We start from the raw sequence: 14,838 nt of genomic DNA on the forward strand, positions 1-14,838 counted from the left end.
GCTGCGCCTTTCACCGTGGCGCGATCGGTGGTCCTCAACCACTGTGCTCTAGGATGGATTCCGGGTATCCAGCGACCACCACGAGCAGCGAAAAGATGAAATGCCGCAGCAGCAGACCTCTTTGACCGAATCCATCGGACGGCTCTACCCGCACGCCAAACCCATTCTTCCCCGGTTAATGTGGGGCTTGCTGTCCGCCTTGGGTGCCAGCATTGTCGCCCTGGCCATCCCTCAGGTACTGCGCGTTCTCGTCAACGAATCGCTCCGTGTCGATGGCGCCGGCGGCGCTGTCTGGGCCGCTGTCGCCGTCGTGCTTGGCCTGGGAGTTTTGGAAGCTGTCTTCATCGCACTGCGGCGGCAGTTTGTGATTGCGCCCGCCACCACGGTCGAGAACCAGATGCGGGTATCCCTCTACCGCCACGTGCAGAGCATGACCGTGGCGTTCCACGACCGGTGGGGTTCCGGCCAGCTTCTGTCCAGGGCAATGACTGATCTGAACCTGATGCGCCGGTGGCTGGCATTCGGCATGATCATGCTGGTCGTCGTCGCACTGACCATCCTGATTGGCATCGCGTTGATGCTGGTAACCAGCTGGATGCTCGGACTGATTTTCCTCGCCGCATCGATACCCATCGTGGTGTACGGCTTCCAGTTCCGGACGCACTATCGGGTTGTTTCCAGGCTGAGCCAGGACCAGGCCGGCGACCTCGCCACCACCGTCGAAGAGTCCGTGCATGGTATCCGCGTGTTGAAGGCTTTTGGGCGGGGACGCCACGCGTTGGACAGCTTCACCGAACAGGCCGAGGAATTGCGCGCCACTGAGATCCGGAAAGCACGGTCGCTCGCCACTGTCTCGCTGGTGGTCAGCATGATTCCCGAGCTGGCGCTCGGTCTGGCGCTCGTCGTTGGAGTGATTTCCGTGGCCAACGAACAGCTCAGCATCGGAGCCTTAGTGGCCTTCTTCGCGACGGCGGCAGTGGTGGCAGCGCCGGTGGAGAGCCTGGGACCGCTGATGGCGATGACCCTGACGGCCAAGACCGCGATCGACCGGCATTTCGAGGTGATGGACGAGACCAGCCGCATCACCGATCCGGAACATCCGCGGCCAGTCAAGCACCTGACAGGCGACGTCGAATTCGACAATGTGCATTTCAAATATCCGGACGCGCCGGCGGCCAGCATGGATCTACTCAATGGCGTAAACCTGCGATTAAGGGCCGGGGAGACCATGGCCCTGGTCGGCATTACCGGATCGGGCAAGAGCACGCTCTTGCAGCTGGTTCCCCGCCTCTATGACGTGACCGGCGGCGGCATCAAACTCGATGGCACCGACCTGCGCCAATTCAGCATCAAGGATATCCGCACGCAGGTCGCCGTCGCGTTCGAAGATACGACACTCTTTTCCTCCTCCGTCCGGGACAATATTCTGCTCGGCGCGGCTGAACAGACCGACGAAGCTTTGACGGAGGCCATCGACGTCGCGCAGGCCCACTTTGCCTATGACCTTCCGGACGGCGTGGATACCTTGATCGGGGAGGAAGGCCTGAGCCTGTCCGGCGGTCAGCGGCAGCGCATCGCGCTGGCCCGTGCCATCGCCGTAAAACCGAAGGTCCTTGTGCTCGACGACCCGTTGTCCGCCCTGGATGTCCGGACCGAGGAGCAGGTCGAGGAACGGATGCGTGACGTGCTCGCGGCAACCACAACGCTGGTCGTCGCCCACCGCTCCTCGACGGTGGCTTCGGCCGACCGGGTGGCCGTCCTGCAGCACGGCGCGATCACCGCCGTCGGGCCGCACGCGCAGTTGCTGGCCACCAACGAGCATTACCGCTACATCATCACCAGCCTCGAGGAAGAGGAAAGCAGCGGGCTTGATCCCGAGGAGGCGCTTTCGTGAGTGCGATTACCGGCGTCGAGGACGAAGACAACTTCAACCTCGGCAAGGCCCGCAGCAAGGAAGTACGGCAACGCTCGCTGCGGCTGCTGGGGTCGATGATCCGTCCGGTGCGGGTGAAGTTCATCCTCACCATCCTGCTGGTTGCCGCGTCCCAGGCCGCCCGGGTGGCAGGACCGGCCATCATCGCCTTCGGGATTGACCACGCGCTGCCGGCCCTGCGCCAGGGCGACAACGTTCCGCTCGTGCTCGCCGGCGCCGGTTATGCCCTGGCGGCCGTCGCCACCGGTGTGCTGACCGCCAGTTACATCAATGCGACCGCACGGATCAGCCAGACCATGCTGCTTGATCTGCGCCGCCGGGTGTTCCGCCATACCCAGCGGCTTAGTCTCGAGTTCCACGAAAAATACACCTCCGGCCGCATCATTTCCAGGCAGACTTCAGATCTCGAGGCACTGCGCGAATTGCTGGATAATGGCGTGAACTCACTGGCCTCCGGCGCCATGTACATGACCTTCACCGCCATCTCGATTTTCCTGCTCGACTGGCAGACCGGCCTGTTGATTCTGTTCGCCGCCGTACCGATGTGGTTCCTGACCCGCTGGTACCAAAAGCGCTCGCAGCTGGCCTACCGGGCCTCCCGGGTCGCCTCCGCCAAGCTGATCGTGCACTTCATCGAAACCATGACCGGCATCCGCGCTGTCAAGGCCTTCCGCCGCGAAAAGGTCAACGCCGACCGCTACGAGGAGCTCGCCGAGGACTACCGCAAGGTCACCGTCCGCAGCATCAACCTGAACGGAATCTTCCAGCCCGGCCTGGTGCTGATCGGCAATGTCACGCTGGCCGGCGTCCTGCTTGCCGGCGGCTTCAGGGTGCTCGACGGCGGCCTCGAAGTGGGTGCGCTGCTCGCCCTGCTGCTCTACACCAAACGTTTCTTCCAGCCAGTCGACCAGATGGCAATGTTCTACAACTCCTTCCAGTCAGCATCGGCTGCGCTCGAGAAGGTTTCCGGACTCCTGCAGGAAGTGCCCAGCGTGCGTGCACCACAGGACCCGGTCCCCCTGAAGGCGGCCACGGGCAACATCAATTTCGACGACGTCGAGTTCCGTTACGGAGCCGGTCCGGTCGTGCTGCCGAAAATGACTTTGGATATCCCCGCAGGCCAGACTGTGGCATTGGTCGGCCAGACCGGCGCCGGCAAGTCGACGCTGGCCAAACTGATCGCCCGGTTCTACGATGTCTCCGCCGGAAGACTGACCTTGGACGGCGTCGATTTGCGGGACCTCTCCTCCGAGGACCTGCGGCGCGCCGTCGTCATGGTTACCCAGGAAGCGTTCCTGTTCAGCGGAACTGTCGCCGAAAACATCGCTCTGGGCAATCCGGGCGCCTCGCTGGAGCAAATCCAGAAGGCTGCCAAGGCAGTGGGAGCGCACGAGTTCATCGAGGCTCTTCCGGACGGTTATGACAGCGATGTGAACAAGCGCGGCGGCCGCGTCTCGTCCGGCCAACGGCAACTGATTTCGTTCGCGCGTGCGTTCCTGGCAGATCCGGCTGTCCTGATCCTGGATGAGGCCACCTCCTCGCTGGATATTCCGAGTGAACGCCTGGTGCAGCGGGGGCTGCAGACCTTGCTCGGCAGCCGTACGTCCCTGATCATTGCCCACCGGCTGACCACGGTGAAGATCGCCGACCGGGTGCTGGTCGTCCATGACGGCAAAGTTGTCGAGGACGGGACGCCGGCTGAACTGATCGCCGGCGAGGGACGATTCGCCGCCCTCAACCAGGCGTGGGAGGACTCCCTGGTGTAGCCGCAGGGGTCTGGCGGCAGGTGAGTTTTAAGTTGCGTGCAATCTCGGCTATTCTTGAGAGGTTGCTTTAACGGCAACCAGATCGGGGTGTGGCGCAGCTTGGTAGCGCGCGTCGTTCGGGACGACGAGGTCGCAGGTTCAAATCCTGTCACCCCGACCAGAGCCGCTTCAGTCGAATCATGGGTTCGATGGAGAGGCAAAGCGGATAAGAGATGGTACCGGTCAAATCGGTGCCATCTCTTTTTGCATGTCCGGGCCAGGCCGGGCCAAAAACGCGGGCGGAGTGAACCATGTTCTTGCTGATTCGCCGGTGGTAGTCTGACGCCATGATGAGACGCCGCTAACGGACAGCAGTCGGTGATAGCCTGATTGCCGCCCCCTGATCATGCGCCATGTTTGTCATGGAATAAATAGCTGGACGGAGTTCTTCGATGAGCAGTTCCACAGAGACCGAACAACAACCGGAGCTCAAGAAGGCTCTGGGGTTCAAGCTCCTCCTTCTGTTTATCGTCGGGGACATCCTCGGCACCGGCGTATACGCGCTGACCGGCGACGTCGCGGGCGAGGTTGGCGGTGCAGCGTGGGCCCCGGTACTGCTCGCCTTTGCCGTCGCCACCGTTACCGCCTTTTCCTACCTCGAACTGGTGACCAAGTACCCTCAAGCGGCCGGTGCTGCCCTATATACGCACAAGGCTTTCGGCATACATTTCATCACCTTCCTGGTTACCTTTGCCGTGCTGAGTTCGGGCATTACCTCAGCCTCTACGGCGTCGAAATTCCTGGCCGAAAACTTCATTGTCGGCTTCAACCTGGACTGGGGCCAGACCGGCGTCACCCTGATCGCCGTGGTTTTCCTTGGGCTGCTGGCCGTCGTTAACCTCCGCGGTGTGGGCGAGAGCCTGAAGGTCAACGTCGTACTGACCCTGATCGAGCTGACCGGACTGTTGATCGTCATCCTCGTCGGATTCTGGGCGATGAGCCAGGGCAACGTGGACTTCAGCCGGGTGATGGTATTCGAGACGTCCGGCGACAAATCCGTGTTCCTCGCCCTCACGGCCGCGACATCCCTCGCGTTCTTCTCGATGGTCGGATTCGAGGACTCGGTCAACATGGCGGAGGAAACCCATAACCCGGTCAAGACGTTCCCAAAGGTGATGCTGACCGGTCTGAGTATCACCGCCCTGGTGTATGTTTTGGTCTCGATTGCCGCCGTCGCCATCGTTCCCATCGGAAGGCTCTCGGAGAGCGCGACGCCGTTGCTTGAGGTCGTCCAGGTCGGCGCTCCCAACATCCCGATCGACGCCATCTATCCGTTCATGTCCATGTTTGCGGTCGCGAATACCGCCCTGATCAACATGATGATGGCGAGCCGGCTGATCTACGGTATGGCACGGCAGGACGTTCTTCCCCGTTCACTCGGCAAGGTCCTGAAACAACGGCGTTCACCGTGGACAGCCATTATCTTCACGACACTCATCGCATTCGCACTGATCATTACCGTCACGAACTTCATGGGTGCGGACACCGTGAGCGCACTGGGCGGCACGACGGCGCTGCTGCTGCTGGGCGTCTTCACCGTCGTCAACATTGCGGCCATCGTGCTGCGGCGCCGTCCGGTCGACCGCGACCACTTCAAGGCGCCGACAGTGCTGCCCTACATCGGAGCGCTTACGTGCGCTTTCCTGGTTGGCCCGTGGGCGCAGGATCCGATCGAATACCAGATTGCCGGCGTGATGCTGGCGCTCGGCGTCGTGCTGTGGATGCTGACCTGGTTCTGGAACCGGGGCGTCCGCGCCAAGAAGACCCGTTTCCGTCACCCTGAGGATATGCAGAACTAAAGACTTGCAGAGCTAGAGACGTCCGGAACTACAGCAGGAGGAAATATGAGCGTTGTCGTCGGCTACATCCCCACAGCGGAAGGAACCGCTGCGCTTGAGCGCGCCATCGAGGAGGCCCGGGATCAAAGTACGCAGTTGATCGTGGTCAATTCCTCACGGAGCGGAGGTTATCCGGACCGGCACCACGTCGACGCCGGTGGCGCGGCCGCGCTCAAGGAGAAGCTGGAGAGCAGCGGCGTCGAACACTCCATACTTCAGAAGCACGGCGACGTTGATGCTGCCGAGGAAGTCCTCCATGCAGCTGAGGAATACAAGGCCGAGCTCATAGTCATCGGCCTGCGGAAGCGGACGCCGGTGGGCAAGCTGATCATGGGCAGTACATCGCAGCGCATCCTGCTCGAGGCACCCTGCCCGGTGCTGGCGGTGAAAGCGGTTTACTCCTGACCCAGGTCATCGTTGTTCCACCCGGCCCGCCTCCATTTCCCACCAGCGGGTGACACCCACCCCTTCCAGCAACGCCCGGTCGTGGCTGACCAGCAGTAATGTTCCGCCAAAGACCGAGAGCGCCTTTTCGAGCTGCTCAATCGCCTCCACGTCGAGATGATTGGTCGGTTCGTCGAGGACCAGAAAGTTGACCGCCCGGGCTTGCAGCACGGCGAGCATTGCCCTCGTCCGCTCCCCCATCGACAGGCTGCCGCAGGCACGGCCGACGTGTTCTTCGCCGAGCCCGAACTTCGCCAGCAGCGTCCTGATTTCAGCGGGCTCCGGCGTCGTCGACGAGTCCGCACCCGCTGATAAAAGCCGGCTGACGACGTCGGCAAGCGGCTGCGGTCCGGACACCAGCGAGCGCTCCTGGTCGACGACGCCCATCGATACCTTTGTGCCCACAGCCCGGCGGCCGTCGTCGAGTGCAACCTCGCCCAGGAGTGCCTGGATCAGCGTCGTTTTGCCGCTGCCGTTGTTTCCGGTCAGGGCTATCCGATCTCCGGAACCGATCTCCACATCGACCGGCCCCAGCGTGAAATGCCCCTTCTTGACGACCGCTCCGCTCAATCCCAACGCCAGGTCCGCCGAGGGCGCAGCTTCGGCAATCGAGTACCGGAGTTGCCATTCCTTCCGCGGCTGCTCCGGACGGTCAAGGCGCTCAACGGCACGTTGGGCTTTCGCCGCCCGTCCCGCCTGCGCATCGGCGCGCTGGCTCTTGCGGTGTTTGATGTGTTTGTCGGGCTCCTTGGATTTGGCCGCAGCCCGTGCGCCTTTGGCTGCCCACTCCGCCCGGCGCCGGACCTGCTCCTGCAAGGCGTCGCGGTTCTGCGCGTACTGCCCGTACTCCTCCCAGGCATGGCGACGGACCAGATTTCGGGCCTCCACATAGTCGCTGTAACCGCCGGGGTAGTGGCCGACCCGCTGCTGCATGATGTCGAGTTCCAGCACGGAGGTCGCGACCAGGTCGAGCAACGCACGGTCATGGCTGGCGATCATGACCGGAGCCTGGCAAGAGCGGATGAACCCCTCCATCAGCCGCAATCCGGCAGCATCGAGATTGTTCGTCGGCTCATCCAGGAGCAGCACGTCATACTGGCTCAGCAGCACCGTCACGAGTGAGGCGCGTGCCGCCTGCCCGCCCGAAAGCGTACCGAGCGGACGCGCCGGATCCACCTGCAGACCCGCTTTGGCCGCCACCTCGGGCAACCTGTCCTCCAGATCCGCTGCGCCGAGCGCGAGCCATCTGGCGAAGGCCTCCGAGTATTGGTCATCGCTGCCGGGTCTCTGTTCCGCGAGCGCCTGCGTAGCCAGTTCAAGTTCGACGTCTGCGGCCGCCAGCCCGGTACGCCGCCGGGCATACGCCAGCAGGGTCTCACCGCCGTCGGGTAGTGTCTGGGGAAGGTAGCCGACCGTGGCGTCCGCGGGCGCAAAACGGATGGACCCCTCGCTGGCTGTTGCCTGTCCGGCGATCATCCGCATCAGGGTGGATTTGCCGGCCCCGTTGGGACCGACGACGGCAACGACGGCGCCGGGAGCGAGCACCAGGTCCAGGCCGGAAAAGAGAGTACGTGCGCCGAAAGAGGCGTCAAGACGGGAAATGGCCACCGAAGCGGGCATGGAAGATCCTTGCAGGTAAAAGCGGTCCCAAATGGGCGTGCTTGAGTTACGAGCAGGAAATCTTCATGGCGCCACTGTAATGCGGAATTTCCGATCCGTCCACAGCTAGATGGACGTAAGCCCGGGGGACATGGGCTTACCCGGATCTGCTGCGGCAGCCGAGGATGCTGCTCAGTGCTGGCCCAGCTCAAGCCGCATGAGGACGCGGGGAAAGCCGTTCAGTACCGAACCGGTGTCAGCCGCTTTAGCGAATCCGGCCCGTTCAAAGAGCAGGCGGGTGCCGACGTAGGCCATCGTGTGCTCAACCTTCTGACCGTTGTTGTCGACGGGGTAGCCTTCGACCGCGGGAGCGCCATACCCGCGGGCAAATTCGACGGCGCCCTCGAGCAGATGATGTGAAATACCCTTGCCGCGGTGCCCCGGCCGGACCCGGACGCACCACACGGACCACACGTCGACGTCGTCAACGTGCGGAATCTTTCGGCTGTTGGCAAAAGCCGTATCCGCGCGTGGATGCACGGCTGCCCAGCCAACCGGCTCGTCGCCTTCATAGGCGAGCACTCCCGGCGGCGGATCCTGCCGGCACATGCGCTCCACGAGTTCCCCGCGGTCCTGCCCCAGTAAAGCGATGTTGTCTTTCGAGGGAATGCGGTAGCTGAGGCACCAACAGACATTCGCATCCGCACGTTTGGGGCCGAGCACGGCCCTCACATCATCGAAAACCGTTGCACCACGCACCTCGATCGCCATGGACTTACCTTGCCACCAACCTCCGGCAGGGACAATGCCCCACGTCCTCTGACGGACCGGCTCTGACGGACCGGCTCTGACGGACCGGCTCTGACGGACCGGCCGGCTTCGACCATTTGGTAACGGTAAGGTAACGTTGAGGGAGATTTGATAACGGCCTGAACTATCCCCGGAGGATCACACTCCCATGACCGCCAGTGCGGAAGTACCCGCCCGCCAACGGGAATCTTCACCATCACCACTGCGGAAGGATATTCAAGGGCTCCGTGCACTCGCCGTAGCCTTGGTCGTGCTGTTTCACTTATGGCCAGGCACGATCAGTGGCGGATACATCGGCGTCGATGTGTTCCTGGTGATCTCCGGCTACCTGATCACATCGCATTTGTTGAAGAAGCCGCCCCGCAAGGCCCACGACCTCTGGAAGTTCTGGGCGCGCAGGCTCCGCCGGTTGCTGCCAGCGGCCTTGGTGGTGCTGACAGTGACGGCGGTGGCCGTCAGGCTTGTCGCGCCTGGCACCATGTGGATTGAGACGGCCAAGCAGATCATCGCCTCCGCCCTGTACGTTCAGAACTGGGTGTTGGCGGCGGGATCAGTCGATTACATGGCAGGGGACGCCGTCGACAGCCCCGTCCAGCATTTCTGGTCGCTTTCGGTCGAGGAACAGTTCTATCTGGTTTGGCCGCTGCTGATTCTCGCCGTCGCCTGGCTCGTGTCCCGGCGCCTCGTCCGCCGTGGCATTTCCATAAACAGCGAGGCTGCCGACCGCGCCACTATCCGCTTGGCACGCACGGCCATTGCCGCCGTCGTACTCGCCTCCCTCGCCATATCGATCTGGGTGACAGCCGTCGAGCCGGCTGCCGCCTACTTCATAACGCCGACACGGATTTGGGAACTGGGCCTCGGTGGACTGGCAGCGACCTTCACCACCGTGGGATCGCGCAATCCGGATGGCAAGCTGGCAGCGATTCTGGCCTGGGCGGGAATTGCCGCGGTATTCTCCGCTGCATACTGGTACACGGGTTCGACGCCGTTCCCCGGTGCGGCAGCGCTGTTGCCTGTCGTCGGAACCGCCGTCATCCTCCTGGCTGACACCCGTCACCCGCTCTCGCCAACCGCCCTTTTGAAGCACCGGCACGTCCAGTGGCTCGGAGACGTATCCTACTCCGTCTACCTATGGCACTGGCCGCTGATTGTTTTGGTGCCCTTCGTCAGCAACGGAAGTCTTGGCATGCTGGACAAAGCCGCGATCATCGTGGCCACCCTGGTGCTGGCCGGCATCAGCAAGGTCCACGTCGAAGATCGGTTCCGGTTCGCCAAACCGCACGCGCCGGTGCGTTCCAGCTTCCAGTTCGCCGCCGTCGGGATGATGGTCGTCGTCGTCCTGGGTTCGCTGCAGTGGACCGAGGCTGAGGTCCGCAATGAGATGGCTGCGGAGGAACTGGCTGCCGTGCAAGAGGGAGACGACCCCTGTCTGGGGGCTGCTGCCCTTGTGAAGGGACCGGCTGAATGCCCGGTCGACAAGGACACCAAGGTGGTTCCCGACCCCGAGTTGGCGAAGAAGGACAAAGCCGACATCGACGTCGCACGTTGTTTTCCTGAGCGGAGCTACGACGAGAAGTTGTCCTGCAGCTTCGGCTCCGGAGACAAGGAGATCGCGCTGGTGGGCAACTCGCATGCCCGTCACTGGCTGCCGGCACTGCGTGAATTGGCCAAAGAAAAGAACTGGACCATCGACACGTACATCATCTCCCGGTGCACGGCCACGGACGCCAGGCAGCAGTTCGACACTGAGAAGAAGTCGCAGGACTGCTACGAATGGGGCCAATGGGCACAGGAACAAACCAAGGGCGACAAGTACGACCTGGTGATCACCTCTGAGCGGCAATCTTCACCGATAGTGGGCCATAGCCTCAATGATTCCGGCCCTGCCGCCGTCGAGGGCTACGAGAGCTACCTGAAGCGTTGGGCCGACGCGGGCACCAACGTGTTGGCGATCAAGGATCCGACTTACCCGGGAACCGACATACCGGAATGTGTGGCGAAAAATCCCGACGATCATACAGTCTGCTCAGGATCCCCCAGTGACTGGAAGGTCGCAGATCCGCTGGTGCAGGCGATTAAGAACATCGACAGGAACAACATCGACTACCAGAGCTTCGACCACCTGATCTGCGCGCCGGACCGCTGCCGCGCCGTCAATGGCGGAATCATCACGTACTCGGATGCCTCACACTTGACGGCGACGTACGCGAAAACCATGGCGCCTTATATGGCCAAGCCGATCGAGGAAGCGCTGCAGCGCTGATTTGGCCGGCGGGTTGCCGGGCCTGCGCGCTGCCAGGACTTGCGCGGTGTCAGGCGAACGCTTGTCAGGCGAAGGTGTCGGGCGAGGGTATCAGGCGAAGGTGCGTCCGGTAATCCGCTCGTAAGCCTCGATGTAGCGGGCGCGGGTGCGTTCGACGACGTCATCCGGGAGTGCCGGCGGCGGCACCTCCGACGAGCGGTCCCAACCCGACGCAGGCGAGGTCAACCAGTCGCGGACGTACTGCTTGTCGAAGCTCGGTTGAGGCTTGCCTGGCTCCCAGGTTGTGGCGTCCCAGAAGCGTGATGAATCCGGGGTCAGGACTTCGTCCCCCAGCGTGATTGCACCGGTGGCCGGATCTTTTCCGAATTCGACCTTCGTGTCCGCAAGGATGATGCCGCGCTCGCGGGCTATGGCCTCCGCCCGGCGGTAGATATCGAGGGTCAGCGAGCGCAGCTCAGCCGCGGCGTCCGCGCCAACGGTGGAGACGACGGATTCAAAATCGATATTCTCGTCGTGCTCGCCGACTTCCGCCTTGGCCGATGGCGTGAAGATCGGTTCCTCCAGCCGGGACCCATCGACCAGGCCAGCCGGCAGCGGAAGTCCGCAAACGGTTTGTGACTGCCGGTACTCGAGGAGTCCGGACCCTGTCAGGTACCCGCGGGCGATGCATTCAACCGGGAACATGTCCAGCTTTTTGCATATCATTGCCCGGCCTTCGACCTCGGCCGGAACTCCCCCGGCCACTCCTGCGGAGACGACGTGGTTGGCAATGCCTTCGAGCTGCTCAAACCACCAGAGGCTCAGCTGTGTCAGGACGCGGCCCTTGTCGGGGATCTCGGACGCAAGCACGTGATCGTAGGCGCTGATCCGGTCGCTCGCGACGACCAGGACGGTTGAGCCGTCATCGCCGGCCGCCGAACGGCCGCCGCTGCCGGCTGATGGGGCGCCGCCTGCTGACGGGGCGCTGCCGGCGGGCTGATCCGCGGAGGAAGTTGGCACGTAGAGATCGCGGACCTTGCCGGAGTAGACGTGGGTCCACCCGGGCAGTTCCAGCGGCATTAGGGCTGTGCCCCGACGACGGGAACGGCCCCGGTGCGCAACGGCGGCACCAGGATCTCACCGCGGGCGGCCTTGGCCCCTATGTCGGTGCGATGCTGGGAACCCACAAGCGAAATCCGGCCAACGCCGTCGTACGCCCTGTCCCGGGCTTCCTCCAGAGTCTTGCCGAGGGCCACGACGGACAACACGCGTCCGCCGGCGCTGACAATCCGGTCATCCTCAAGCTTGGTACCCGCGTGGATCACGTGCACGCCTTCCAGCGCGTCCACCTCACCGAGCCCGCCGATCGGGTCGCCCTTGCGCGGGCTTTCGGGATAGTTTTCAGCAGCGACGACGACGGCGACGGCGCTCTTGGAGGACCACGTCAGCTGCTCGTCGGTGTCCAATTCGCCCTTGGCTGCATGGAGCAGCAGGCGGCCCAGCGGAGTCTTCAGGCGGGCGAGGACGGCCTGGGTTTCCGGATCCCCGAAGCGGACATTGAATTCGATCACGCGCACACCACGGGAGGTCAGCGCCAATCCGCAAAAGAGAACACCTACAAACGGCGTGCCGCGGCCGGCCATTTCGTCGATCGTTGGCTGCGCGACGCGGGCCATGACTTCATCGACCAGACTCGGCGGTGCCCAGTTGAGCGGCGTGTAGGCGCCCATGCCACCGGTGTTGGGGCCGGCGTCGTCGTCGTAAATCCTTTTGAAATCCTGGGCAGGGACCAGCGGGATGGCTCTGCGTCCGTCGGAGATGACGAACAGCGAGACCTCGGGGCCCTCAAGGAACTCCTCGATGACCACCGAACCGCCCGCATCGAAACAGGTCTGCGCGTGGGTCAGTGCCTCATCGCGGTCGGAGGTGACGACGACGCCCTTGCCGGCCGCGAGCCCATCGTCCTTGACCACGTAGGGAGCCCCGAAGGCGTCCAGCGCCTCCGCCACCTCTGCCGTCGTCGTCGCGACCCGGCACATGGCGGTCGGAACGTTGGCTGCGGCCATGATCTGCTTGGCGAACGCCTTCGAACCTTCGAGTTCGGCGGCTGCCTTGCTGGGACCGAAAACGGCGATTCCGGCCTCGCGCAGGGCGTCGGAAACACCGGCAACGAGCGGCGCCTCCGGACCGATCACCACCAGGTCGGAACCGAGCCGCCGGGCCAGCTCCGTGACGGCGGCGGGGTCCTCCGCAGCGACCTCATGCGTGGGAACCAGCTCCGCGATCCCGGCGTTACCGGGAGCGGCGTGGACCTCACGGACATATGGGTCGGCTAGAAGGGAACGGACAATGGCGTGTTCGCGGCCACCGGGGCCGATGACAAGAACCTTCACAGCACCAAGCGTAGCGGTCGATGGCGTCCGGATCCGAACTTGTTCCGAACTAGTTGCGGACTTGTTGCGGACTCGTCCCGAACTTGTCGCGGAGCGCGCGGTACTCTGGACCAATACCCACCGCTAAGGAAAGCAGCAGATGCCTGAGACCTTCACGTCCAATAACGCCGCCGAACTCGCCGTCGTTGAACGCAGCGGCTTCATCGAATCCCGCCATATCGGCTCCGCGGTGGTCATGGCTGCAGACGGCAATGTGGTCACGGAACTAGGCGATGTCAATGCTCCGGTCTACCCGCGGTCCTCACTGAAGCCTTTCCAGGCCATCGCCACGCTGCAGTCCGGCGTGCCGCTGCGCGGCGTCCAGGTGGCACTCGCTTCGGCCAGCCATGTCGGTTCGCACGAGCACATGGACGTGGTCCAGGGGATGCTGAAAGCGGCCGGGCTGAACGCCGGGCAACTCCGCTGCCCCGCCGACTGGCCGAAGGATGAAGAAGCGCGCAACTGGCTGGTCCGGACCGAGCGCGGCCGGGTCCGTCCGGCGATGAACTGCTCCGGCAAGCATGCGGGCTTCCTATGGGCCTGCGTCGAGAACGGCTGGGACCTCGAGTCGTACCTGGACCGCGATCACCCGATGCAGAAGCGCGTTGTCGAGGTCATCGAGGACTACACCGGCGAGCGCATTGCGCATCTGGGCGTCGACGGCTGCGGGGCTCCAGCGCCGGCGGTGACCCTGACCGGCCTGGCCCGCGGGATTTCCAAACTGGCAAAGGCCCCGGGCAGCAAGTCCTCCGATGCCCGGGCTGCGACGGTGGCGACGGCGATGCTCGATTATCCGTGGGCGGTGCACGGCCGCGGCGAATCGAACTCCGTGGTGATGGATCAGCTCGGCATCATCGCCAAGACCGGCGCTGAAGGCGTGATGGTGATGGGCACCGATAAGGGCGTGTCCGTCGCGGTGAAGATGCTCGACGGCGCCGAACGTGCCACCTCGCTGGTTGCCCTGACTCTGCTTGCCGCCGCCGGAGCCATCGAGCCGGACAAGGTTGCGCCGGTGCTGGAAAAGGTTGTTCCGGTTACCTATGGCCGCGGCGAACCGGTCGGCAGGGTCCGCCTCTCCTCCACCGTCACCGCACTGCTGGACTAAGCGGCTGATGGCAACACCACGACGGCGCGTCCCGGTTTCGGACGGCGAGGCGGCGCTGGCGGCGTGGAAGGACGGCAACACCAGCCGGAACACGATCGCCACCGCGGTGCGCTTCAGCCTCGAGGAACTGACTTCCCGGGCGCCCGGCAACAGCGTGGAGGTGCGTGTGCCTCCCTTCGGCGTTACCCAATGCGTTGAGGGTCCCCGCCATACCCGCGGCACTCCCCCAAACGTGATTGAGTGCGACGGCGTCACTTGGCTGGAACTGGTGAGCGGAACCTTGGACTGGGCGGACGCCGTAAGCCAGGCAAAGCTGGCCGCTTCCGGCTCGCGGGCCGACCTCAGTGAGCACCTGCCGCTCCTGTAACCGCGCCCGGCGGGGTTTGTTGTTGCACGGAACTGTGCAGGGGCCCTCGGGAGCGGGCGGGTAATTCCAGGCCATGTGTGGACTCAAGACATCGTTCACCTATGTCCTGGGACATCGTTCCGACCGTGAACGACGTCAGAATCCGGTCCCGACCGGGCGGACTGATCCTTCATCTGAAGACTCGGGACATCGTTCCCCGTCGTGGCAGCGATGGATGTCTCGGGACATCGTTCACGATTTGAAATCGTGAGTACAAGAAA

11 protein-coding genes and 1 tRNA gene are annotated in these 14,838 nt (G+C 63.6%); 8 read left to right on the plus strand and 4 right to left on the minus strand.

Annotated elements, in window-relative coordinates:
* Window positions 1-100: 100 nt before the first annotated feature.
* From ACX80B_RS18235 to ACX80B_RS18255, 5 genes are all read left to right on the plus strand, one after another.
* Window positions 101-1,894: an ABC transporter ATP-binding protein gene (locus ACX80B_RS18235; protein ID WP_459298800.1), complete on the plus strand. Its 1,794-nt coding sequence runs from the start codon at window positions 101-103 to the stop codon at window positions 1,892-1,894.
* Window positions 1,891-3,699 (plus strand): ABC transporter ATP-binding protein, encoded by a 1,809-nt coding sequence (locus tag ACX80B_RS18240; RefSeq protein WP_459298802.1) that lies wholly within the window; start codon window positions 1,891-1,893, stop codon window positions 3,697-3,699. The genes ACX80B_RS18235 and ACX80B_RS18240 overlap by 4 nt, the downstream gene beginning before the upstream one ends.
* Window positions 3,700-3,782: 83 nt before the next feature.
* Window positions 3,783-3,859 (plus strand) — tRNA-Pro (locus tag ACX80B_RS18245).
* Between the two features lie 271 nt (window positions 3,860-4,130).
* The gene (locus ACX80B_RS18250) at window positions 4,131-5,537 is read left to right on the plus strand and encodes an APC family permease (RefSeq protein WP_459298804.1); all 1,407 of its coding nucleotides are present in this window, start codon (window positions 4,131-4,133) and stop codon (window positions 5,535-5,537) included.
* A 45-nt stretch (window positions 5,538-5,582) separates the two neighbouring features.
* The gene (locus ACX80B_RS18255) at window positions 5,583-5,981 is read left to right on the plus strand and encodes a universal stress protein (protein ID WP_459298806.1); all 399 of its coding nucleotides are present in this window, start codon (window positions 5,583-5,585) and stop codon (window positions 5,979-5,981) included.
* Window positions 5,982-5,987: 6 nt separating this feature from the next.
* Here the strand turns inward: ACX80B_RS18255 and ACX80B_RS18260 are convergent, their stop codons facing one another.
* Together ACX80B_RS18260 and ACX80B_RS18265 are read right to left on the minus strand one after the other, a co-directional pair.
* The gene (locus tag ACX80B_RS18260; protein ID WP_459298808.1) at window positions 5,988-7,640 is read right to left on the minus strand and encodes an ABC-F family ATP-binding cassette domain-containing protein; all 1,653 of its coding nucleotides are present in this window, start codon (window positions 7,638-7,640) and stop codon (window positions 5,988-5,990) included.
* A 171-nt stretch (window positions 7,641-7,811) separates the two neighbouring features.
* Window positions 7,812-8,390: a GNAT family N-acetyltransferase gene (locus ACX80B_RS18265; protein ID WP_459298810.1), complete on the minus strand. Its 579-nt coding sequence runs from the start codon at window positions 8,388-8,390 to the stop codon at window positions 7,812-7,814.
* Window positions 8,391-8,577: 187 nt separating this feature from the next.
* Here ACX80B_RS18265 and ACX80B_RS18270 point away from each other — a divergent pair, with 187 nt between their 5' ends.
* The gene (locus ACX80B_RS18270; protein ID WP_459298812.1) at window positions 8,578-10,695 is read left to right on the plus strand and encodes an acyltransferase family protein; all 2,118 of its coding nucleotides are present in this window, start codon (window positions 8,578-8,580) and stop codon (window positions 10,693-10,695) included.
* 90 nt (window positions 10,696-10,785) lie between these two features.
* Here the strand turns inward: ACX80B_RS18270 and ACX80B_RS18275 are convergent, their stop codons facing one another.
* Together ACX80B_RS18275 and purD are read right to left on the minus strand one after the other, a co-directional pair.
* Window positions 10,786-11,754 carry a phosphoribosylaminoimidazolesuccinocarboxamide synthase gene (locus tag ACX80B_RS18275; RefSeq protein ID WP_459298814.1) on the minus strand — a complete coding sequence of 323 codons (969 nt, stop codon included), beginning with the start codon at window positions 11,752-11,754 and terminating at the stop codon, window positions 10,786-10,788.
* Window positions 11,754-13,067, minus strand: a complete 1,314-nt coding sequence (gene purD, locus ACX80B_RS18280; protein ID WP_459298816.1) for a phosphoribosylamine--glycine ligase — start codon at window positions 13,065-13,067, stop codon at window positions 11,754-11,756. The genes ACX80B_RS18275 and purD overlap by 1 nt, the downstream gene beginning before the upstream one ends.
* A gap of 139 nt (window positions 13,068-13,206) precedes the next feature.
* Between purD and ACX80B_RS18285 the strand changes: the two genes are divergently transcribed.
* Entirely contained in the window at window positions 13,207-14,211 is a 1,005-nt protein-coding gene (locus ACX80B_RS18285; protein WP_459298818.1) for an asparaginase, read from the plus strand.
* Between the two features lie 7 nt (window positions 14,212-14,218).
* Window positions 14,219-14,578 (plus strand): sterol carrier family protein, encoded by a 360-nt coding sequence (locus tag ACX80B_RS18290; protein WP_459298820.1) that lies wholly within the window; start codon window positions 14,219-14,221, stop codon window positions 14,576-14,578.
* Window positions 14,579-14,838: the final 260 nt, after the last annotated feature.

It is taken from the genome of Arthrobacter monumenti (assembly GCF_054511255.1).

Excerpts from the sequence above, each read along its gene's own strand:
- ACX80B_RS18235 (WP_459298800.1), top strand. The coding sequence starts at position 101 with ATGCCGCAGCAGCAGACCTCTTTGACCGAATCCATCGGACGGCTCTAC.
- ACX80B_RS18250 (WP_459298804.1), top strand. The coding sequence starts at position 4,131 with ATGAGCAGTTCCACAGAGACCGAACAACAACCGGAGCTCAAGAAGGCT.
- ACX80B_RS18255 (WP_459298806.1), top strand. The coding sequence starts at position 5,583 with ATGAGCGTTGTCGTCGGCTACATCCCCACAGCGGAAGGAACCGCTGCG.
- ACX80B_RS18260 (WP_459298808.1), bottom strand. The coding sequence starts at position 7,640 with ATGCCCGCTTCGGTGGCCATTTCCCGTCTTGACGCCTCTTTCGGCGCA.
- ACX80B_RS18265 (WP_459298810.1), bottom strand. The coding sequence starts at position 8,390 with ATGGCGATCGAGGTGCGTGGTGCAACGGTTTTCGATGATGTGAGGGCC.
- ACX80B_RS18270 (WP_459298812.1), top strand. The coding sequence starts at position 8,578 with ATGACCGCCAGTGCGGAAGTACCCGCCCGCCAACGGGAATCTTCACCA.
- ACX80B_RS18275 (WP_459298814.1), bottom strand. The coding sequence starts at position 11,754 with ATGCCGCTGGAACTGCCCGGGTGGACCCACGTCTACTCCGGCAAGGTC.
- ACX80B_RS18285 (WP_459298818.1), top strand. The coding sequence starts at position 13,207 with ATGCCTGAGACCTTCACGTCCAATAACGCCGCCGAACTCGCCGTCGTT.
- ACX80B_RS18290 (WP_459298820.1), top strand. The coding sequence starts at position 14,219 with ATGGCAACACCACGACGGCGCGTCCCGGTTTCGGACGGCGAGGCGGCG.